Here is a 19,226-nt window from a genome sequence, read left to right as displayed (position 1 = left end):
ATGATGACCAAAACTGCGACTTTGAACGCGACCCGAGAAAGCCGGCAGGCGAAGCGTGATCCGGAAGGAGTTCGCCGCGACATTCTTTCGGTGGCCATGGAAGAGTTTTCGCAAAATGGCCTCTCCGGCGCCCGCATCGATGAAATAGCGGCGCGCACGCGCACGTCCAAGCGCATGATCTATTATTATTTCTCCGACAAGGAGAGCCTTTACCAGCGCGTTCTGGAGGAGGCTTATGCCAAGGTGCGCGGCGGCGAGAGCGATCTGGAGCTCGATGATCTGGAACCGGCTGCGGCGCTCGACAAGCTCTGTCGGTTCACCTTCGATCACCACCGGCGCAATCCCGCTTTCATTCGCATGGTGATGATCGAGAACATCCATCACGGCCGGCACATGCAGTCCTCCGAAACGATCCGCCAGCTCAACCGTCCGGCCATCGATGCGCTGGAAAGCGTGCTGCTGCGAGGCCAGCAGAGCGGCGTCTTCCGCGAGGGCATCGATGCGCTGGAATTGCACTGGCAGATCAGCGCGCTGTCCTTTTTCAACGTCTCGAATGTCACGACGTTCTCGTTCATCTTCGGCGACAGCCTGTTCACCGATGCGGGACAGGAGACATTGTCGCGGCATGTCAGCGACATGGTGCTGCGTTATGTGCTGACGCCCGCCCATATCACGACGAGCGCGAAAGACGGCCGATGAGGTGGCGCAGCGCCACGTCATAACCTTCGATGCCGAGGCCGGCGATCACGCCTTCGGCGCGGGTCGAGACATAGGAGTGGTGCCGGAAGACCTCGCGCTTGTGGATGTTGGAAATGTGGACCTCGATCACCGGCCCCTCAAAGGCATTGAGCGCGTCGAGGATGGCCACCGACGTATGGGTAAAGGCGCCGGGGTTGATGACGATGCCTGCGGATTTGCCGCGGGCTTCGTGAACCCAGTCGATCAGCTCATATTCCCGGTTGCTCTGGGCAAAAAACAGTTCGTGGCCGGCGGTTTCTGCGATCCCGCGGCAACGGGACTCGATATCAGCGAGCGTTTCATAGCCGTAGATTTCCGGCTGGCGCTGGCCGAGCAGGTTGAGGTTCGGGCCGTTGAGGATGGTGAAAAGACTCATGCCACCCCCTCCGCCATGCACAGCTCGGTGAAATGTGCGGTCATGCGCGCAGCGTCCGGCTCGCGGCCGCAGAAGAGGCGGAATGCGCCAACGGCCTGAAACACCGTCATGCCGCCGCCGGGCAGGGTGCGACAGCCCTTTTTCGCCGCCGTCGCCAGCAACTCGGTCACGAGCGGCATGTAGACGATATCGGCCACCCAGTGTCGCTGTTCGATCAGGGCGGCCGAAACCGGCATGCCGGGATGGGCGGGCATGCCCATTGGCGTGGCGTGGATCAGGCCATCGGCAAAGGGCAGGGAAGCGGCCGGGTCGCCAACGGCAAAGGCGCGCCCTTCTCCGAAACGGTCGTTGAGTTCGCTCGCCAGGCGCTCGGCCCGGGGCAAATCGCGATCGAAAATATCGAGTCTCATAATATCGAGCTTCAGGGCGGCATGGGCGACAGCCACGCCGGCGCCGCCTGCGCCGACCAGCAGCGCCCGATCACGCTTTGCATCCGGCAGGCCGCGCACGAAGCTTTCGTAAAAGCCGTACCAGTCGGTGTTATGGCCAATGCGGCGGCCTTCGCGGAAGACGACGGTATTGACCGCTCCAAGCATGCGGGCGTCGTCAGAAAGTTCGTGCAGATGCGCGATGACGGCCTGTTTGAACGGATGGGTGATATTCGTGCCGGCAAAACCGCGCGCCTCCAGCTCATCGAGCAAATCGGGAAGGGCGCTCAGGGGCAATTTGCGTGCGGAGACATCCACCAGCTCATAAGAATAGTCTAGACCATGGGCTGCTCCCTCGCGCATATGCAGCGCGGGTGACTTGGATAGCTGGATATCGGCGCCTATCAGGCCGACCTTGAATGCGGTTTTGTCTGTCATGATCTCGGGTCGTTCATCTGTTCGGCGGCGGGCATCGCCTGCCTTCGGGTTGCTGGCGAGGTGTTGAAACCTCGCCGTCGTCATCCTCGGGCCTGATCCCGGGGATCTGTCATCCGCTGGCTCCATGGATCCCCGGGCCTGTCCCGGGGATGACGCTGTCTCTGCGGGGGAGGTCGCCAAGAGTTCCCCGCGGAGCGCGAACCTCAATGATGGGCGAGAATTTCGCCAAGGAACGTGCGGGTACGCTGGTGCTTGGGATCGCGGAAGAATTCCTCCGGGGGGCCTTCCTCGATGATCTCGCCTTCCGACATGAAGACCACGCGGTCGGCCACCTGCCGGGCGAAACCCATTTCATGCGTCACGCAGATCATCGTCATGCCGTCGCGGGCAAGACCGATCATGGTGTCGAGCACTTCCTTCACCATTTCCGGATCGAGGGCCGAGGTCGGTTCGTCGAACAGCATCGCCTTCGGTTCCATACACAGCGCCCGCGCAATCGCCGCGCGCTGCTGCTGGCCGCCGGAAAGCTGGGCGGGGTACTTGTCGGCCTGGTTGAGAATGCGCACGCGCTCCAGATATTTGCGTGCCGTCGCCTCCGCATCGGCCTTCGACAGGCCTTTCACCCGCATGGGCGCCAGCGTGCAGTTTTCCATGATGGTCTTGTGCGGAAAGAGATTGAAGCTCTGGAACACCATGCCCACTTCGCGCCGAACCGCATCTATGGCACGGCTGGAATCCGAAAGCATGGTTCCCTCCACCGTAATCTTGCCTTCCTGGATTTCCTCCAGATGGTTGATGCAGCGAATGAGGGTGGATTTGCCCGAACCGGACGGGCCGCAAAGAACGATCTTCTCGCCCTTGCGAACCGTCATGTTGACATTTTTAAGCGCGTGGTAGGCTCCATACCACTTTCCGACCCCTTCAAGGGCGATAAGCGGAACCTGTGCGGCGGCGGATTGCGGCATGGAAACCTCCAGATTACTTCACGGTGAAGGGGATGTCGGGAAGGCTGTCCGGGAAGGCCGGCACTTCGCGCTTCATCCATTTGTCGTAAATCTTGGCGAGCTGACCATCCGACTTGATCTTGTCGAGGAAGGCGTTGACGGTTTCGTTCCAGTCCTTCTCGCCCGGGCGGGTGCCGGCGCCGTTATACATGGTCGTCAGTTCGAACTTTGATTCGTACTTGCCCTCGGCGGCCTTGTTCAGCCGGTCGCCGTAGAACATGTTGCCGCCCACGGCTTCGACCTGGCCCGATATCAGCGCCTGAATATTGGCGGCGTCGTCATCGAAGCGCAGGATATTGGCTTTGGAGCCGGCACCGGCAGTAATCGCCGTGTCCATGGCGCTCGACTTCGGCACGCCGACATTGATGCCGGTCAGATCATCGTAACCGGCGATCTTCTTGTCCTTGGGGGCATAGACGGAAAACACGTTGCCGACATAGGGCTTCGAATACTGGATGCTCTTGGCGCGCTCGGCGGTCATGGCCATGGTGGCGAAGAGCACGTCGACCTTGCCGGTCAGCAGCGCCGGGATGCGGTTTGCGACGGCGAGCGGCACGAACTCGGCCTTCACGCCGAGATAGTCCGCGAAGGCCTTGCCGATATCGGCATCGAGACCATCCTGCACGCCGCTGGAATTCACGAAGCCCCAGGGCGAATTGTCACCCTGAATGCCGATGACGACCTTGCCCTTGGCCTTTGCCTCTTCAACGGTCCCGGCGAAAGCATCGCCCGGTGTCACGAAAGGCAGCGCAACCGTTGCCGCGGCGAGCGCGAGCAGGGCGCGACGCGAGAATTTCATGCTGGTGGTTTTCATCTTTTGCTCCTCCTTACAAAGCTGATGAGATGGTTTTGACGTTTAACGGGACGCGGCCTGCAGCCGCTTTTCGACGCCGGCGCCCCACAGGGAGAGCGGCCAGCAGATCAGGAAATAGATGATGCCGACGAGGGCGAAGACGGTGAGCGGGCGGAACGTCTGGTTGGAGACGATCTGTCCGGCGCGGGAGAGCTCGACGAAACCCACGATCGCCGCAAGCGAGGTGCCCTTGATGAGCTGCACGAGGAAACCGATGGTGGCCGGCAGTGAAATCTTGAGCGCCTGCGGCAGGATCACATCCTTCATGCGTGAGATGTAATGCAGGCCAAGCGCATTGGCCGCTTCCGTCTGGCCTTTCGGTACGGCCTGGATGCCGCCGCGCCAGATTTCACCCAGGAAGGCGCTGGCATGCAGCGTGAAGGCGATGGCAACGGCGATCCAGGCATCCACATTGAGGCCGGCCAGCGCCACGCCGTAATAAACGACGAAAAGCTGCATCAGGAGCGGCGTGCCCTGGAAGATGGCGATGTAGGCCGTGCTTGCCCGCTGGATTGCCGGGCTGTCCGCAACGCGGGCGAGCGCCACGCAAAGGCCGAAAATGCCGCCGCCGATAAAGCCGATGATGGTCAGCGCAAGGGTCCATTTCAGACCCTGCAGCAGGAAGAAGAGTTCGTTGGGACCGATGGATGCCATTGTCTTTTCTCCTCACTTGACCGGATAGCTGAAGGAAAGGCGGGAGATGAGCGAGAAGACGGCCATCATCAGCGAGGAAATGACGAGATAAAGCAGCGTGATCGAGAAATAGACCTCGAAGGACCGGAACGTATCCGCCTCGATCTTCTGCGCGACCGAAGTCAGCTCATAAGCGGCGATCGAAGTGCAGACCGACGTCGTCAGCGTCAGCATGATGAACTGGCTGGTGAGTGACGGATAGACCGCGCGCAACGCCGGCTTCAGGATGATATGGCGGAAGATCTGCGCCCGGTGCAGGCCGAGCGCGAGGCCCGCTTCCACCTGGCCCTTGGGGATGGAATCGACCCCGCCTCGAATGATTTCAATGGCGTAGGCGCCACCGTTCAGGGCCAGCGCAATGATGGCGGTGACGGTGGGATTGAGCTTGATGCCGATTTGCGGCAGGGCGAAGAAGATGAAGAATATCTGCACCAGAAACGGCGTATTGCGGATGGCTTCCACAAAGCCGATGACGATGCCGCGCAGCAGCCTGAAACGCGAGCGTCGGGCGACAACCCCGAGAACCCCGATGACGGTGGCAAGCGACATGCCGGCAATGGCAAGGCCGATCGTCGCCAGACAGGCTAAAAGCAGCTCGGGCAGCCGGTCTATGACCGCTGAGAAATCGAGACTGTAAGACATTCTTCCTCCCAACCCCTTCGGGTCCGGACAGGCTTTGTGCCTTGTCCGCATCGCTCTGGAACCGTGCGGCGCCAAAGCCCTCCATTTGTCGATTTTTGCCGCTGCGGGCTTCGAACCCTCGTCGGCGGCGTCTCGTTAATCTTAATGTTTGTACCAGTTAGTTCATTTTTGTGTCAAGCGTCATATCCGGTTAAAAAGCGGCGTCGCCGCTGTTTTTTTGTTTTTTGAAATTCCCGATAAAGTCTTTTTTATCAATGGCTAATGCAAAGGAGCGCAAGCGCTTTCCGCACGTCACCATGTCGCCACCGGCCGCCCGTCTGGCAGTTCCTGGAAACCCTGGTCTATGGAAGATGGCGATCGCCCTGAGGCTCGTTTTCGCCTGCGCCCAACCTGTCTATCTGCCCCGCCAACCGCTCGGCGATCAGCAGCGAGGCTCCCGTTGCCGTCACCATTTGTGGGAGCGACAGCCATTCCAGCATCCAGCCCGCGCCGGACCTTTCCTGTTCGTGCACAAGCGACTGGTGCAACGCCGATATGTGCACGGCATTGAAGCGCGCGAGCGTCACCAGCGTTTCGGCATTGACCGGATTTTGTTTGTGCGGCATGGCCGAGGAACCGCCGCCTCCGGAGAGGCGGATTTCCGTGCCGAGTTCGGCCATGAGCGCGATGTCCTGCCCGAACTTGCCGAGCGTGCCCGTGATCAGCGAAAGCAGACCGGAAAATTCGGCGATGCCGTCGCGCTGGCTTTGCCATTGTGGCCGATCCGCAAGGCCGAGGCGCCTTGCCAGATCGATGCGCACGGCTGCGGCATTGTCACCGAGCTTTTCGAGCGTGCCGGCCGCGCCGCCGAATTGCAGGGCGAAACCGGTCTGCGCGAAGCTCTGGAGCCGCAGCAAATGGCGCTCCAGCGGTGAAATCCAGCTTGCCGCCCGGTCGGCGACGGTGATGCCGATCGCGGCCTGCATGCGCGTGTAGCCCGTCAACGGATTATGGCCGTCGCGGGAGGCGAGATCTCCCAGCGTATCGACGAGACGCCCGAGCCGCATGGCGATGATTTCCGCCGCCAATTTCAGCCGCAGCATCAGGCTGGTATCGATGACATCCTGGCTGGTCGCGCCGAAATGCACCTTGTCCGCTGCCTTGCCGGCGACGGCCGCCCGCATCTGCCGGATGAGTTCGGGAACCACAACGCCATCCTTTGCGACGCCGTGGCGAAGGGCGGTGATGTCGGCGGCAAAGTCCGACAGGCCTGAGACAATCGCTTGTGCCACCTCATCCGCAAGGATGCCAGCCTCCGCCTCCGCCTCCGCCAGCGCCGCTTCGAAACGGATCATGGCGTCGATATCCGCCCTTGCCGAAAACAGCTCGACGATTTCGCTGTCGCCGAAAAGGCCTGAGAGGAAAGGGTGCTCGAAGGGGGAAAGGCTCATCGTCCGTCTCGCTTTCTTTTGCGCATATCGTTGTCGCAAAACCGCTGCACACTTTTGCGCGATATGCGTCAGATATCGAAAAACACGGTTTCGCCTTCGCCCTGCAGACGGATATCGAAACGATAAACGTTGCCTTCTTCCTTTTTGGCGACAAGCGTGGCGATGCGGCTTTTCTGCTCGATGCGGGTAAGAACGGGATCGGCGGCATTGGCCTCCTGTTCTTCCGGGAAATACATACGGGTCTGCAGGCCGATATTGATGCCACGCGCGACGATCCAGAAGGTGATGTGCGGCGCCATCGGCCGACCGTCGCGGAACGGCACCGAGCCGGGCTTGATGGTTTCGAAGACGAATTCGCCCGTATCCATGTCACCGGGCGAGCGGCCCCAGCCGATGAAATTCGGATCGGCCTTGCCGCGCGTTTCGCTCGGGCTGTTGTAATAGCCGTCGGTATCGGCCTGCCATATCTCGATCAGCGCATCCTTGAGCGGCATGCCGGCGCCGTCATAGACCGTGCCGCGCACGCTGATGCGCTCGCCGCGGGCCTTGTCGTTATAAAGCGGGCCGGAACCGAGATCCTTCTCGAACACGCCTTCGATGCCGACGAAATTGGGTGTGCAGCCGATATGCACATAGGGCCCTGCCGTCTGTGAGGCGGTTTCCTTGAAATAGTTGAGCGGCTGAACCATGATCAGTTGCCCTCCATGCGGTTTTCGAAAAGGGTGGAGCGGCGACCGCGCAGCACGATATCGAACTTATAGGCCAGCATGTCCATCGGCAGCGTCGCATTCATGTCCAGCGGCGCGATCAGTCTCCGTATCGCATCCTCGTCCGGAATGGTTTTGACGATCGGACATTTCCAGATCAGCGGATCGCCTTCGAAATACATCTGGGTGATGAGGCGCTGCGCGAAACCGTGACCGAAGATGGAGAAATGGATATGGGCCGGCCGCCAGTCATTGACGCCGTTCGGCCAGGGATAGGCGCCCGGCTGGATGGTCTTGAACCAGTAATAGCCGTTCTCGTCGGTGATCGTGCGGCCGACGCCGCCGAAATTCGGATCGATGGCGGCGAGGTAGCTTTCCTTCTTGTGGCGGTAGCGACCGCCGGCATTGGCCTGCCAGAATTCCACCAGCGCGCCGTCGACGCCGCGACCGCGCTCGTCCAGCACCCGGCCGTGAACGAGAATACGCGGTCCAACAGGCATTTCACCGGGGCGGGCATAGTTGAGGATGAGATCGTTATCCAGCGGATTCAGCATGCCATGGCCAAAAACGGGACCGGTGATCTCGCTCTTGGTTCCTTCAAGCGAAATCAGGGCGCGTTGCGGCGAGCGCAGGATCGAGGTCTTGTAGCCGGGCGCATAGGCCAGCGGGTGAATATCGCGGTTGCGTGCGAAGAAAGGCCCGGTTTCTGGTGGCTGGTTGCTCATTTCGTCTCCTCCCCATCGCCAGTTTTATCAAGGGAACTATCGGCTTTCATGCTGGCCAGGGCAAGCTTGGCAATCTTGAAAGCATGATTGGCGGCAGGCACGCCGGCATAGATCGCCACGTGCATCAGCGCCTCGCGAATATCCGCCTCGGTTGCGCCGGTATTGACGGTGGCGCGCACATGCATGGCAAGTTCTTCGTCCTGGCCCAGCGCCGCAAGAAGGGCGATGGTGACCATCGAGCGCTCGCGTTTCGTCCATTGATTGCCGGACCAGACGGTGCCCCAGGCGCCTTCGGTAATGAGCTGCTGAAAAGGCTGGTCGAAGCCCGTCGTCACGGTCTGGGCGCGGTCCACATGGGCATCTCCCAGCACGGAGCGACGGGTCTTCATGCCCTGTTCGAAACGTTCGTTCTTGTTGTTCTGGTCCGCCATCGGTCAATGCTCCGGCAAGGTCTTGAGAAAAATGCACGCGGCCTGCGCGTAGGCGAGTGGCCGTTCAAGGCAGGGAATGTGGCCGCAGCCGGCGATTGTTACAAAGCGGCTTGCGGGAATGAGGTCCGCCAGCGATTTTACCAGTTCCGGCGGTGTCGAGCCGTCCTGATCGCCCACGATACAAAGGGTCGGCACGGCAATGCGCCCGGCGGCCGCGGTAAAATCCGCATCGCGGATGGCGGCGCAAGTGCCGCTGTAACCGGCTTCCGGCTGTTGCGACAGCATGTTGCGTGCGCCGGCATAGGCGGCATTGTCAGGCGTGCGGAAGGCGGGCGTGAACCAGCGCTCCATGACGGGATCGACCAGCGAGCCGAGGCCATCCGCAGAGATTTTGTCGATGCGGGCGTTCCACATGTCGGCTGTGCCGATCTTGTGAGCGGTATTGCTGAGTACGAATGCGCGGACGAGATCGGGCCGGCGGGCATAAAGCCTCTGGGCAATCAGGCCGCCAACGGACAGGCCCCAGATGACGGCACTTTTCACGCCGAGATGATCGAGCAGCGCGATCAGGTCACCGGCATGGTCGTCGATCGAATAGGGTGGGCAACCGATATCGGAAAGCCCGTGGCCACGCTTGTCGTGCAGCACGTAGGCATAGTCATCGCCAAGCACCTCGATCACCGCATCCCAGATGCGGAAATCCGTACCGAGCGAATTGATGAAGGCGATGACCGGCTTGCCGCTGTCCAATCCCTTGACGCGATAATGGATCACGGTCTCGCCGCAGCGCAGAAAATGCATGATGGCTCCTCCTGCCGGGGATATTGCAAGCGGGTTCCGGTTAAGTAAAATGACATTATCGATGAAAATCATAACCAATGGATTATACGAGCGATGGTCGACCAGCGTATCAAGTTCCGCCACCTGCAGACCTTCGTGGAGGTTGCGCGGCAGAAAAGCGTTATCCGCGCCGCCGAAATCCTGCATGTCAGCCAGCCGGCGGTGACAAAAACGATCCGCGAACTGGAAGAGATTCTGGGTGTCTCGCTATTCGACCGGGAAGGTCGCGGCATTCGCATCAGCCGCTACGGCGAGGTTTTCCTGCGCCACGCCGGCGCGACGATGACGGCGTTGCGACAGGCGGTCGATTCGGTTTCGCAGGAGGCGGCGCGCGCCGGTCCCCCGGTGCGGGTGGGTGCTCTGCCCACGGTTTCGGTCCGCATCATGCCGAAGGCGATGGCCGGTTTTCTGGCGGAAAAGACCGGCAGCCCGGTGAAGATCGTGACGGGCGAAAACGCCGTTCTGCTGGAGCAGCTGCGGGTCGGTGATCTCGATCTCGTCGTCGGCCGTCTCGCGGCGCCGCAGAAGATGGCCGGGTTTTCCTTCGAGCATCTCTATTCGGAAAGGGTGCGCTTCGTGGTGCGGGCTGGCCACCCGCTTCTGTCGCCCGGTGTTTCGGTGTTCGATCACCTGCATGAATATCCGGTGCTGATGCCCACACGGCAGTCCGTCATCGGTCCTGTCGTGGAACAGTTTTTGATCGCCAACGGCGTTCCGGCCCTGCCGATCCGCATCGAAACCGTATCCGACGCCTTCGGTCGCGCCTTTCTGCGCACCAGCGACGCGATCTGGATCATCTCGGAGGGCGTGGTGGCGGCGGATGTGGCCGATGGCATCCTCGAAATTCTGCCGGTCGAGACCGGCGATACCAGCGGCCCGGTGGGACTGACGGTGCGGGCCGATACACAGCCCTCGCTGCCGCTTTCGCTGTTGATGCAGGCCATACGTGAGGCGGCGGGCGAGTTGCTGGATGGGAGGGCGGAGGCTGGTTCTTGAGATGAGGGTGAGGGTCGGAAAAGTCTGAGAACCTGTCCTCCGTCATTCCGGCCTTGAGCCGGAATCCAGCCACGGCGCGTCTGCGCCGTGAAAAGAGTCCTTTTGCGATCAATGACTTGATCGCGCTGGACCCCGGATCAGGTCCGGGGTGACGGGTGTGGAAACGGTAGAGATAAAAGCCGCGTGTCTGGGGCAGCCCTAATACGGAAGCCCCACGTAATTTTCCGCAAGCGCGGTGGAAGCGGCGCGCGATTGGACGAGATAATCCAGTTCCGCCTCCTGAATGCGCTGGCCGAAATCCCCCGTATCGGGAAAACGATGCATCATCGTCGTCATCCACCAGGAGAAGCGCACCGCCTTCCACACGCGGGAAAGCGCCTTCTGCGAATAGGCGTCGACGCCGGCTTCAGACCTGTCGCGATAAAACTCGATCAGCGCCTCGCTCAGATAATGTACGTCGCTGGCGGCAAGGTTCAGGCCCTTGGCACCCGTTGGCGGCACGATATGGGCGGCATCCCCCGCTAAAAACAGCCGTCCGAAACGCATTGGTTCGCTGACAAAGGAACGGAGCGGCGCGATCGATTTTTCAAAGGAGGGGCCGGTCACCATTGCATCCGCATGGTTTTCCGGCAGGCGACGGCGGATTTCATCCCAGAAACGTTCATCGCTCCAGTCTTCAGGCCGGTCCTCGAGCGAACATTGAATGTAATAACGGCTGCGCGTGTGCGAGCGCATGGAGCAGAGCGCAAAACCGCGCGGATGATTGGCGTAGATGAGTTCGTGGTTGACCGGCGGCACTTCGGCCAGAATGCCGAGCCAGCCGAAGGGGTAGACCTTCTCGAATTCCCTGATCGCGCCTTGCGGCACGGATTTTCGGCTCACCCCGTGGAAACCATCGCAGCCGGCAATGAAATCGCAATCGATCCGGTGGGTTACGCCATCTTTCTGATAGGTTACATAAGGGCTTTCGCCATCGAAGTCATGCGGCTCGACATCAGATGCATCGTAGATGGTCGAGAGGCCGGCCGCTTCGCGCACATCCATCAGGTCATGGGTCACTTCCGTTTGACCATAGACCATCACACGCTTGCCGCCGGTCAGATCGAATAGATCGATACGATGGTCGCGACCGTCGAAGGTCAGCGAAAAACCGTCATGCGGCAGACCCTCGCGGCGCAGGCGTTTATCCGCGCCGGCCTTTTCCATGAGCTGTACCGTGCCTTCTTCCAGTACGCCGGCGCGGACGCGGCCGAGAATGTATTCCTTGCTGACCCGGTCGAGAATGACGGTCTCGACACCGGCTTTCGCCAGAAGCTGGCCAAGCAACAGCCCCGATGGACCGGAGCCGATGATGACGACCTGTGTACGCATTGTTTCCTCCCGAACTTGTCTCCGGTCAAGAAATTGACCAAGCGTTGCCGGAAGCTCAATGGACTTTCCGGTCCGTAAATTGCACAATCCGACCATCGGGCCCAGGAGGGGGATGAGATGCGTGTGACTGCCAATGAAGGGCTCTATGGTGAGGAAGCCGCGCAGGGCAGCGATTTTCGCTTCCATTGCGAAACGCTTTTTTCGCGGAGCAGCCTGCATCGCTTTGAAATCGGCCTGCATCGCCATTCTGCTTTTTTGCAAATCTTGTACATTTTTGGCGGCGAGGGTGATGCCTTGCTGGATGGCCGCATCGAGCCGATCCGCCCGCCGGTCGCCATCATCGTGCCACCCGGTTTCGAACACGGCTTCCGTTTTTCCCGCGATATCGGCGGCGTGATCGTCACCATGCTGCAGGGCGCGCTGCCAGCATCGGTGCAGGCGCTTCTGCTGCGGAATTTCTCCCAACCGGTGCTTCTGCCCTTACAGGATTTTGCCGATGGAGAAGGAGTGCGCAGCGGGTTCGAACGGATTTCCGCGGAATATGAGGCCCGTGAGATCGGTCGCGACGCGATGATAGAAGGCCAGCTTGCGACCGTCGTCGCGCTTTTTTCACGGGCGGCGCGGCCGGTTCTGGAAACAAGCGGTGAGGGCCTGGCGGAGCAACGTTTCGAACGGTTGCTGTCACTGATCGCCCGCCATATCCGCGAGCCGCAGAAAGCCGGTTTTTATGCGAGGAAGCTCGGCCTTTCGGAAACGCACCTCAACCGGCTTGTCCGTTCCGTTTCCGGGCTCAGCCTGCAGCGGCTGATTGCCAAGCGCCAGATCGAGATCGCCCAGCAGGAACTGGTCTTCACCGTCTCCAGCGTACAGATGATCGCGGAGGGTCTTGGATTTGCCGATCCCGCTTATTTCAACCGCTTCTTCAGGCGGGAAACCGGCATGACGCCGCGCGCCTGGCGGCTCGCCGAGCAGCGCAAGATGGGCGATACCGGCGCGCGGCAGATGCCGCTTCAGACCAGCATTCTCGCCAGTTCCCGCTGAACGGACAGAAGTGCGGGCAAATATCGCTCCACCAGATCATCCATCGAAGCGACCGAGGCGGCGAGCCCGACATTCAGCGCAGCGACCGTCTGGCCGCGCACGCTTTTCAGCGGCACGGCGATGGAGCGAAGGCCGATTTCGACTTCCTGATCGATCAACGCATAACCGCGATGGCCGGTCACCTCGATTTCGGTGAGCAAGGCCTGAATATCGGTAATGGTTTTTTCCGTGCGGGCGACCAGCCGGGAGGCTTCGAGAATGTCGCGCTGGCGTTCGGGCGGCTGAGCGGAAAGAAGAACACGGCCCATCGAGGTGCAATAGGCGGGCAGGCGCGACCCCGGCATCAGCGCAATGGACATGACCCGCTGCTGGGCGGCGCGGGCCACATAAACGATTTCGGTTTCGTCCAGGATAGAGACGGAGGTGCTCTGGCCGATCTCCTCCGAAAGGCGATCGATGAGCGGCTGGACGATTTTGGGAAGCGGCATGGTGGCGAGGCAGCCGGTTCCGAGCCGCAGCACCTTCGGCGTGACGGTAAAGAATTTGCCGTCATAGGCGGCATAACCAAGCTCCGATAGCGTGAGCAGGCAGCGGCGTGTGGTGGCGCGGTCCAGTCCGGCGATCTCGGCGGCATCGGAGATGGAAAGCCGCGGCCGCTCGGCGCTGAAGGCTTCGATCACGCGCAATCCCTTGGCGAGACCGCCCATCATGTCTCTTTCATTGACGGCCATGGCTCCGCTCCATTTGTGCGATATACGAACAAAAATCATATAACGCACAAAATCCTTGCCGTCGAGGCAATTTCAGCTTTACCTCATGGCCAAGCAGCCCTGCCGGTCCATCCGCTCGGCTGGATGGAGGTTTTGAGAATGGACAAGACAATCAAGAGCGCGGAAGAGGCGCTTGCTGGCATCGGCGATGGTGCGACGATCATGATCGGCGGTTTTGGCGGCTCCGGCGCGCCGATCGAGCTGATCCACGCACTGATCGACAAGGGACCGAAGGACCTTACCGTCATCAACAACAACGCCGGCAATGGCCGCATCGGCATCGCCGCGATGATCGATGCGGGCATGGTCAAGAAGATGATCTGCTCCTTCCCGCGCTCTTCGGATCCGCGCGCCTTCACCGATCGCTATCTGGCCGGCGAAATCGAACTGGAGCTGGTGCCGCAGGGCACGCTTGCCGAGCGCATTCGCGCTGGCGGTTCCGGTATTCCGGCCTTCTACACCCCGACAGGTTTCGGCACGGAACTGGCAGAAGGCAAGGTGATCGGGGAATTCGACGGCCGCTCCTATGTGCAGGAGCGCTGGCTGAAGGCCGATTTTGCCATCGTCAAGGCCGAGCTTGGCGATACGTATGGCAACCTCACCTACAACAAGGCCGGGCGCAATTTTAATCCGCTGATGTGCATGGCCGCGAAAACCACCATTGCGCAGGTCTCGAAGATCGTCGCCGCCGGCGAGATCGATCCGGAGCATGTCGTGACGCCGGGTATTTTCGTGAACGGCGTCGTGGAAATTCCCGATCCGCAACAGGAAGAAGTCCTCATTCGCGCGGGAGTAGCCTACGCATGACCACGACCATCGACACCCGCGAAGACATCAAGCTTTCCAACGCCCAGATCGCATGGCGCGCGGCGCAGGACATCGAGGATGGCGCCTACGTCAATCTCGGCATCGGCTTTCCGGAAATGGTGGCGCGCTATCAGCCACCCGGCCGTCAAGCGATCTTCCATACCGAAAATGGCATCCTGAATTTCGGCGAAGCGCCGCCGGAAGGCGAGGAGGACTGGAACCTCATCAATGCCGGCAAGAAAGCCGTGACGCTGAAACCGGGCGCCGCCTTCTTCCACCATGCCGACAGCTTCGCCATGGTGCGTGGCGGACATCTGGATGTGGCGATTCTCGGGGCCTATCAGGTGGCCCAGAATGGCGATCTCGCCAATTGGCGCGTCGGCTCCAAGGGTGTGCCAGCCGTCGGTGGGGCCATGGATCTTGTTCATGGCGCCAAGCAGGTCTTCGTCATCACCGAACATGTGACCAAGAATGGCGAGCCAAAGCTGGTTGAGAAATGCGCCTTCCCGCTGACCGGCGTCGGCTGCATCACCCGCATCTATACCAGCCACGCGGTGATTGACGTGGTTGATGGCCGCTTCGTGCTGCGTGAAAAACTGCCGGCAATGACGTTTGAAGAGCTACAGGCCATGACCGGCGCGCCGCTTCATGTGGATGGCACGGTTGCTGATCTCGTTGCACCGGAACTTTGAGGAAACACCGATGACCGAAGCCTATATCTGCGATTACATCCGCACGCCCATTGGCCGTTTCGGCGGTGCGCTTTCTTCCGTGAGGGCGGATGACCTCGGCGCGGTGCCGCTGAAGGCGCTGATGGAACGCAATCCTTCCATCGACTGGGAAGCCGTCGAGGATGTGATCTTCGGCTGCGCCAATCAGGCGGGTGAGGATAACCGCAACGTGGCGCGCATGTCGTTGCTGCTCGCCGGCCTGCCGGTGTCGGTAACCGGAACGACCATCAATCGTTTGTGCGGCTCCGGCATGGATGCCGTCATTGCTGCCGCCCGGGCCGTCAAATCGGGCGAGGCGGAGTTGATGATTGCCGGCGGTGTCGAAAGCATGAGCCGAGCGCCCTTCGTTCTGCCCAAGGCGGAGAGCGCTTTTTCGCGCAATGCCGAAATCTACGACACCACCATCGGCTGGCGTTTCGTCAACCCGCTGATGAAGGCGCAATATGGCGTCGATTCCATGCCGGAAACCGGTGACAATGTCGCGGTCGATTATCAGGTCTCGCGCGAGGATCAGGATGCCTTCGCCGTACGCAGTCAGCAGAAGGCGGCGGATGCGCAGGCCAATGGCCGTCTCGACAGGGAGATCGTTTCGGTAACGATCCCCCAGCGCAAGGGCGATCCACTTGTCGTCTCGAAGGACGAACATCCGCGGGCCACAAGCCTCGAAGCACTGGCTAAGCTGAAGCCGGTGAACAAGCGCGAGGGCGCTACGGTAACGGCGGGCAATGCGTCTGGCGTCAATGATGGCGCTGCCGCGCTTATCATCGCGTCAGCCGAGGCTGCGAAGAAATATGGCCTCACTCCCATCGCCCGTATCCTCGGTGGCGCCGCTGCCGGCGTGCCGCCGCGCGTGATGGGCATCGGCCCGGCTCCGGCCTCCGCCAAACTTCTGGCGCGGCTCGGGCTGAAGCAGGAAGAGCTCGATGTGATCGAGCTGAACGAGGCTTTCGCGAGCCAGGGCCTCGCGACGCTGCGCCAGCTCGGCATTGCCGATGACGATGCGCGGGTAAATGCGAATGGCGGTGCCATCGCGCTCGGCCATCCGCTCGGCATGTCCGGTGCTCGGATCGCCGGCACGGCGGCGCTCGAACTTTCCTTGAAGGGCAAGCGGCTGGCGCTCGCCACCATGTGTATCGGCGTCGGGCAGGGTATCGCCGTCGCGCTGGAGCGGGTCTGACGGGATAGCGGCTTCAGTATCGTGATAACGGTGCTAATGCCGCCGTAAACCGGTACGAATGCCCGCTGCCGCATCTTCCTTGGTGTGACAGTGGCCATTCAGGTTACTCGGCAGGTGATTTTTTCGCTCTGACACATCCCAGCCCCCTCATTCCTGTGCTTGTCACAGGAATCCAGCCGATACGCGTCTGCGCGGCAAAACAATCCCTCAGCCCAAAGACTTGGGCTGGCTGAGTCTCTGTGACAAGCACAGAGATGAGGGGAGGAGGCGTGCTGGGCCAAGCAAGCCGGCCCTACGATGCAGGCCCCGGTCGATTATTCCCTGATAAAGTACTCCACGCTCTTATCCCTCTGCACATGTTGGATTCCATCATAATCCGTGACATGTTTTGCGAGATATGACACGAATCTTTCCGTCTACGGGGCACCCGCATGAAACGTCCGACCATTACCGATGTTGCAAAGGCCGCCGGCGTCAGCGTCGCCACGGTCGACCGGGTGCTGAACGGCCGCCTGCCGGTGCGGGAGGAAACCTCGCGGCGTGTGTTCGAGGCCGCGGAGAAGATCGGCTTTCATGCCACCAACATCATTCGTCAGCGTATGCTGGCGGATATGCCGTCCTATGGCCTTGGCATCATTCTGCGCAAGGAGCGGCACGCCTTTTATCAGACCTTTGCCGATGAGCTGGAGCTTGCGGCGCGCAACATCCGGGATCGCCACGTCAATCTGCGCATCGAATTTGCGCAATCCGGTGAGCCGGCGGAGCTTGCGGCGCTGCTTATAGGCATGAAGGGCCGGGTACAGGCGGTGGCCGCTACCGGGCCGGACCACCACGATGTCACGGCCGCCGTCGAGGCATTGAAGATCAAGGGCATTCCGACATTCTCGCTGCTTTCCGATTTTGCCCAGGGCGTGCGGGAAGCTTATCTCGGTGTCAACAGCATGAAGGTGGGACGCACAGCGGCGTGGATGATCTCACGACTGGCGCGCAGCAAGGGCAAGGTGCTTCTGCTGCTTGGCGGTCACCGGTTTCATGGTCATTCGCTGCGCGAAACCGGCTTTCGCAGCTACATGCGTGAATATGCGCCGGAATTTGAGGTTATGGATGCCCTGATCACGCTGGAAACGCGACGCGTAACCTATGAGCTCGTGATGGACTCTATCGCCAAGCACAGGGATCTCGTCGGCATCTATTGCGTGGGCGGCGGCATGGAAGGGGTGATCGAGGCACTTCAACACGAAAAGCGGCAGGAACCCATTGTCTGCCTTGTCAACGAACTGACCCCCGTGTCCCGCCAGGCACTGCTGGAAGGCAGCATCAGCGGCGTGTTCCAGACCCCGCTACGCGAATTGTGCGCCGATCTCATCGCAACAATGGTTCACACTATCGAACATGGCATGGCGGAGACGCCGGGACAGCGTTTCCTTCCTGCCCATCTCTGGGTTCCTGAAAGCCTTTGATGGTTTGATAGATTGCATCATATCGCGCCCGCCCGTTTCTATCATGCTTGATGGTTTTGCCTGCTGCTGACGCGTTGACGTGATGACCGGACTAGGAAATCTTGCCTGCCTGTGGAGCGGACAGGAGGCCGACCTTCACAGCATGAGATTACGTCGGGGTTGCTTGACGCTGCCGATATTCCTTCGCGGCGCGGGGGCAGCTTTTTCCGGAAAGCCGTGACGGCGTCATTCGAGCGGGATGGTGCGACCGGTTCTTTTCAAGGTTTGGAGGGGAAAGAGATGAAAAGACATTTCGCCAATGCAGCCTTCGCGACCATGCGGACGACGGGCGCGCCGGTGCAGTCCGTCGGAGTTTCGATGGCGCTGAAACCTGCCGGAAACGATGCGGCAGACAGGAGGGTCTTCGTGCCCTTCGAGCTGATAACGCCGGCCGATCTCAAAAACCATCAGGCCGGGAACTGAGCCATGGCCGTGCCTGCCGGCTTCTGCGCTCCCCGGGGGAGTGCCGCCGGACGGGCCTGACGCGCCGCAGCCGGGCACGACCGGCCACGGTAAAAACTGGACAATGCAATCAGCAGCGATTTCCGCGGGAGGAAACCTTGAAAAAACTATTGATGGCGACGGCACTCTGTATCTTCGCGACACCGGCTCTGGCCGAGACCCGAATTGCAGTCTCGATGACGTCTTTCGACAATCCGTTTCTGACGATCCTGCTCAACGGCATAAGGGCCGAGGCCGGGCGCGACAAGACCATCGAGCTTCTGGTCGAGGATGCCCAGCTCGATCCTTCAAAGCAGCTGAATCAGGTGCAGAACTTCATTGCCAATGGCGTCGATGCGATCATTGTCAACGCCGTCGATGGTGACGCTACCTCGGCGATAACCAAGGCCGCATCCGCTGCGAAAATTCCGCTTGTCTATGTGAACCATCCGCCGGCTGAGCTGGAAACCGGGCTGCCTGACGGCACGGCATTTGTCGGCTCCAACGAACTTGATTCAGGCACCATGGAAGCCGAAGCCGCCTGCAAGCTGATGGGCGGCAAGGGCAAGGCCGTCATTCTGATGGGCCCTTTGGAAAACCATGCGGCGCTGGTTCGCACCAAGGATGTGGAAACGGTGTTCTCCAAGCCGGACTGCAAGATCGAAATCCTTGAAAAGCAGACGGCGAACTGGAGCCGCACGCAGGCACAGGACCTCGTTTCCTCCTGGCTGACGGCGGGCATACAGTTCGATGCGGTCATCGCCAACAACGATGAAATGGCGATTGGCGCCGTGCAGGCGCTGAAGGCAGCGGGCGTATCCATGAAGGACGTCGTCATTGCCGGCATTGACGCGACACCCGATGGACTTGCCGCGATGCAGGCGGGCGATCTCGATATCACCGTCTACCAGAATGCGACGAAGCAGGGCGAGGTCTCCGTTCAGACGGCGGTGAAGGCCGCTGCCGGTCAAAGCACCGAAAAGACGCTCTGGGTGCCCTTCGAACTCGTCACGCCGGAAAACATGTCCGCCTATGCCAAATGAGCCGGGGCTTCGGCCCCGTCCCTTATCCCACCGACTGGAAACAGC

At 60.7% G+C, this 19,226-nt stretch carries 22 protein-coding genes; 9 read left to right on the top strand and 13 right to left on the bottom strand.

Annotated features, from left to right (window positions below; all coding sequences use genetic code 11):
• The first annotated feature begins 3 nt into the window (after positions 1–3).
• The gene (locus ACZ47E_RS20195; protein ID WP_278067579.1) at positions 4–699 is read left to right on the top strand and encodes a TetR/AcrR family transcriptional regulator; all 696 of its coding nucleotides are present in this window, start codon (positions 4–6) and stop codon (positions 697–699) included.
• On the opposite strand, the gene aroQ is transcribed toward ACZ47E_RS20195, so the two are convergent.
• From aroQ to pcaD, 11 genes are all read right to left on the bottom strand, one after another.
• Complete coding sequence (aroQ, locus tag ACZ47E_RS20190) at positions 671–1,114, bottom strand: type II 3-dehydroquinate dehydratase (protein ID WP_004445128.1); 444 nt, start codon at positions 1,112–1,114, stop codon at positions 671–673. The two genes, ACZ47E_RS20195 and aroQ, sit on opposite strands and share 29 nt — an antisense overlap.
• On the bottom strand, positions 1,111–1,980 hold the full coding sequence (locus ACZ47E_RS20185) for a shikimate dehydrogenase (protein ID WP_278067578.1): 870 nt from the start codon (positions 1,978–1,980) through the stop codon (positions 1,111–1,113). The genes aroQ and ACZ47E_RS20185 overlap by 4 nt, the downstream gene beginning before the upstream one ends.
• Positions 1,981–2,183: 203 nt before the next feature.
• Entirely contained in the window at positions 2,184–2,945 is a 762-nt protein-coding gene (locus ACZ47E_RS20180) for an amino acid ABC transporter ATP-binding protein (protein WP_004445125.1), read from the bottom strand.
• A gap of 13 nt (positions 2,946–2,958) precedes the next feature.
• Entirely contained in the window at positions 2,959–3,798 is an 840-nt protein-coding gene (locus ACZ47E_RS20175) for a transporter substrate-binding domain-containing protein (RefSeq protein WP_004445123.1), read from the bottom strand.
• Between the two features lie 42 nt (positions 3,799–3,840).
• Complete coding sequence (locus tag ACZ47E_RS20170; protein ID WP_174150086.1) at positions 3,841–4,491, bottom strand: amino acid ABC transporter permease; 651 nt, start codon at positions 4,489–4,491, stop codon at positions 3,841–3,843.
• A 12-nt stretch (positions 4,492–4,503) separates the two neighbouring features.
• Positions 4,504–5,172 carry an amino acid ABC transporter permease gene (locus ACZ47E_RS20165; protein WP_004445120.1) on the bottom strand — a complete coding sequence of 223 codons (669 nt, stop codon included), beginning with the start codon at positions 5,170–5,172 and terminating at the stop codon, positions 4,504–4,506.
• 341 nt (positions 5,173–5,513) lie between these two features.
• On the bottom strand, positions 5,514–6,602 hold the full coding sequence (locus ACZ47E_RS20160; protein WP_037092261.1) for a 3-carboxy-cis,cis-muconate cycloisomerase: 1,089 nt from the start codon (positions 6,600–6,602) through the stop codon (positions 5,514–5,516).
• A gap of 68 nt (positions 6,603–6,670) precedes the next feature.
• Positions 6,671–7,291, bottom strand: coding sequence for a protocatechuate 3,4-dioxygenase subunit alpha (gene pcaG / locus ACZ47E_RS20155; RefSeq protein ID WP_278067577.1), 621 nt, complete (start codon positions 7,289–7,291; stop codon positions 6,671–6,673).
• A gap of 2 nt (positions 7,292–7,293) precedes the next feature.
• Entirely contained in the window at positions 7,294–8,034 is a 741-nt protein-coding gene (gene pcaH / locus ACZ47E_RS20150) for a protocatechuate 3,4-dioxygenase subunit beta (protein ID WP_045531631.1), read from the bottom strand.
• Entirely contained in the window at positions 8,031–8,465 is a 435-nt protein-coding gene (gene pcaC, locus ACZ47E_RS20145) for a 4-carboxymuconolactone decarboxylase (RefSeq protein WP_004445114.1), read from the bottom strand. Before pcaC ends, pcaH begins: the two co-directional genes overlap by 4 nt.
• Before the next feature lie 3 nt (positions 8,466–8,468).
• Positions 8,469–9,266, bottom strand: coding sequence for a 3-oxoadipate enol-lactonase (gene pcaD, locus ACZ47E_RS20140; protein WP_278067576.1), 798 nt, complete (start codon positions 9,264–9,266; stop codon positions 8,469–8,471).
• Positions 9,267–9,359: 93 nt separating this feature from the next.
• Here pcaD and pcaQ point away from each other — a divergent pair, with 93 nt between their 5' ends.
• A complete protein-coding gene (gene pcaQ, locus ACZ47E_RS20135; RefSeq protein ID WP_072493010.1) occupies positions 9,360–10,301 on the top strand; it encodes a pca operon transcription factor PcaQ in 942 nt (313 codons plus the stop codon).
• Positions 10,302–10,499: 198 nt separating this feature from the next.
• Here pcaQ and pobA read toward each other — a convergent pair whose 3' ends face one another.
• The gene (gene pobA / locus ACZ47E_RS20130; RefSeq protein WP_278067575.1) at positions 10,500–11,672 is read right to left on the bottom strand and encodes a 4-hydroxybenzoate 3-monooxygenase; all 1,173 of its coding nucleotides are present in this window, start codon (positions 11,670–11,672) and stop codon (positions 10,500–10,502) included.
• 117 nt (positions 11,673–11,789) lie between these two features.
• Between pobA and ACZ47E_RS20125 the strand changes: the two genes are divergently transcribed.
• On the top strand, positions 11,790–12,713 hold the full coding sequence (locus tag ACZ47E_RS20125; protein WP_278067574.1) for a helix-turn-helix domain-containing protein: 924 nt from the start codon (positions 11,790–11,792) through the stop codon (positions 12,711–12,713).
• Here the strand turns inward: ACZ47E_RS20125 and ACZ47E_RS20120 are convergent.
• Positions 12,683–13,444 carry an IclR family transcriptional regulator gene (locus ACZ47E_RS20120; RefSeq protein ID WP_077986937.1) on the bottom strand — a complete coding sequence of 254 codons (762 nt, stop codon included), beginning with the start codon at positions 13,442–13,444 and terminating at the stop codon, positions 12,683–12,685. The genes ACZ47E_RS20125 and ACZ47E_RS20120 overlap by 31 nt on opposite strands.
• Before the next feature lie 138 nt (positions 13,445–13,582).
• Between ACZ47E_RS20120 and ACZ47E_RS20115 the strand changes: the two genes are divergently transcribed.
• From ACZ47E_RS20115 to ACZ47E_RS20090, 6 genes are all read left to right on the top strand, one after another.
• On the top strand, positions 13,583–14,290 hold the full coding sequence (locus ACZ47E_RS20115; RefSeq protein ID WP_278067573.1) for a 3-oxoacid CoA-transferase subunit A: 708 nt from the start codon (positions 13,583–13,585) through the stop codon (positions 14,288–14,290).
• Entirely contained in the window at positions 14,287–14,982 is a 696-nt protein-coding gene (locus tag ACZ47E_RS20110) for a CoA transferase subunit B (RefSeq protein WP_006700213.1), read from the top strand. Before ACZ47E_RS20115 ends, ACZ47E_RS20110 begins: the two co-directional genes overlap by 4 nt.
• A 10-nt stretch (positions 14,983–14,992) precedes the next feature.
• Positions 14,993–16,198 (top strand): 3-oxoadipyl-CoA thiolase, encoded by a 1,206-nt coding sequence (gene pcaF, locus ACZ47E_RS20105; protein ID WP_278067572.1) that lies wholly within the window; start codon positions 14,993–14,995, stop codon positions 16,196–16,198.
• A gap of 431 nt (positions 16,199–16,629) precedes the next feature.
• Positions 16,630–17,658, top strand: a complete 1,029-nt coding sequence (locus ACZ47E_RS20100; RefSeq protein WP_278067571.1) for a LacI family DNA-binding transcriptional regulator — start codon at positions 16,630–16,632, stop codon at positions 17,656–17,658.
• 279 nt (positions 17,659–17,937) lie between these two features.
• A complete protein-coding gene (locus tag ACZ47E_RS20095; protein WP_155682142.1) occupies positions 17,938–18,120 on the top strand; it encodes a hypothetical protein in 183 nt (60 codons plus the stop codon).
• A 152-nt stretch (positions 18,121–18,272) separates the two neighbouring features.
• The gene (locus ACZ47E_RS20090; protein WP_034496704.1) at positions 18,273–19,181 is read left to right on the top strand and encodes a sugar ABC transporter substrate-binding protein; all 909 of its coding nucleotides are present in this window, start codon (positions 18,273–18,275) and stop codon (positions 19,179–19,181) included.
• Positions 19,182–19,226 lie beyond the last annotated feature (45 nt).

The sequence above is a fragment of the Agrobacterium sp. 5Ca39 genome (assembly GCF_055382365.1).
The sequence above is the reverse complement of the archived record's forward strand: the minus strand, read 5'-3'. Positions and strand labels throughout refer to the sequence as shown.

Excerpts from the sequence above, each read along its gene's own strand:
- ACZ47E_RS20120 (WP_077986937.1), bottom strand. The coding sequence starts at position 13,444 with ATGGCCGTCAATGAAAGAGACATGATGGGCGGTCTCGCCAAGGGATTG.
- pcaG (WP_278067577.1), bottom strand. The coding sequence starts at position 7,291 with ATGGTTCAGCCGCTCAACTATTTCAAGGAAACCGCCTCACAGACGGCA.
- pcaH (WP_045531631.1), bottom strand. The coding sequence starts at position 8,034 with ATGAGCAACCAGCCACCAGAAACCGGGCCTTTCTTCGCACGCAACCGC.
- aroQ (WP_004445128.1), bottom strand. The coding sequence starts at position 1,114 with ATGAGTCTTTTCACCATCCTCAACGGCCCGAACCTCAACCTGCTCGGC.
- ACZ47E_RS20110 (WP_006700213.1), top strand. The coding sequence starts at position 14,287 with ATGACCACGACCATCGACACCCGCGAAGACATCAAGCTTTCCAACGCC.
- pcaC (WP_004445114.1), bottom strand. The coding sequence starts at position 8,465 with ATGGCGGACCAGAACAACAAGAACGAACGTTTCGAACAGGGCATGAAG.
- ACZ47E_RS20160 (WP_037092261.1), bottom strand. The coding sequence starts at position 6,602 with ATGAGCCTTTCCCCCTTCGAGCACCCTTTCCTCTCAGGCCTTTTCGGC.
- ACZ47E_RS20175 (WP_004445123.1), bottom strand. The coding sequence starts at position 3,798 with ATGAAAACCACCAGCATGAAATTCTCGCGTCGCGCCCTGCTCGCGCTC.
- ACZ47E_RS20165 (WP_004445120.1), bottom strand. The coding sequence starts at position 5,172 with ATGTCTTACAGTCTCGATTTCTCAGCGGTCATAGACCGGCTGCCCGAG.
- ACZ47E_RS20100 (WP_278067571.1), top strand. The coding sequence starts at position 16,630 with ATGAAACGTCCGACCATTACCGATGTTGCAAAGGCCGCCGGCGTCAGC.
- ACZ47E_RS20170 (WP_174150086.1), bottom strand. The coding sequence starts at position 4,491 with ATGGCATCCATCGGTCCCAACGAACTCTTCTTCCTGCTGCAGGGTCTG.
- ACZ47E_RS20185 (WP_278067578.1), bottom strand. The coding sequence starts at position 1,980 with ATGACAGACAAAACCGCATTCAAGGTCGGCCTGATAGGCGCCGATATC.
- pobA (WP_278067575.1), bottom strand. The coding sequence starts at position 11,672 with ATGCGTACACAGGTCGTCATCATCGGCTCCGGTCCATCGGGGCTGTTG.
- pcaF (WP_278067572.1), top strand. The coding sequence starts at position 14,993 with ATGACCGAAGCCTATATCTGCGATTACATCCGCACGCCCATTGGCCGT.
- ACZ47E_RS20090 (WP_034496704.1), top strand. The coding sequence starts at position 18,273 with ATGGCGACGGCACTCTGTATCTTCGCGACACCGGCTCTGGCCGAGACC.
- ACZ47E_RS20180 (WP_004445125.1), bottom strand. The coding sequence starts at position 2,945 with ATGCCGCAATCCGCCGCCGCACAGGTTCCGCTTATCGCCCTTGAAGGG.
- pcaQ (WP_072493010.1), top strand. The coding sequence starts at position 9,360 with ATGGTCGACCAGCGTATCAAGTTCCGCCACCTGCAGACCTTCGTGGAG.
- ACZ47E_RS20195 (WP_278067579.1), top strand. The coding sequence starts at position 4 with ATGACCAAAACTGCGACTTTGAACGCGACCCGAGAAAGCCGGCAGGCG.
- ACZ47E_RS20095 (WP_155682142.1), top strand. The coding sequence starts at position 17,938 with ATGAAAAGACATTTCGCCAATGCAGCCTTCGCGACCATGCGGACGACG.
- ACZ47E_RS20115 (WP_278067573.1), top strand. The coding sequence starts at position 13,583 with ATGGACAAGACAATCAAGAGCGCGGAAGAGGCGCTTGCTGGCATCGGC.
- ACZ47E_RS20125 (WP_278067574.1), top strand. The coding sequence starts at position 11,790 with ATGCGTGTGACTGCCAATGAAGGGCTCTATGGTGAGGAAGCCGCGCAG.
- pcaD (WP_278067576.1), bottom strand. The coding sequence starts at position 9,266 with ATGCATTTTCTGCGCTGCGGCGAGACCGTGATCCATTATCGCGTCAAG.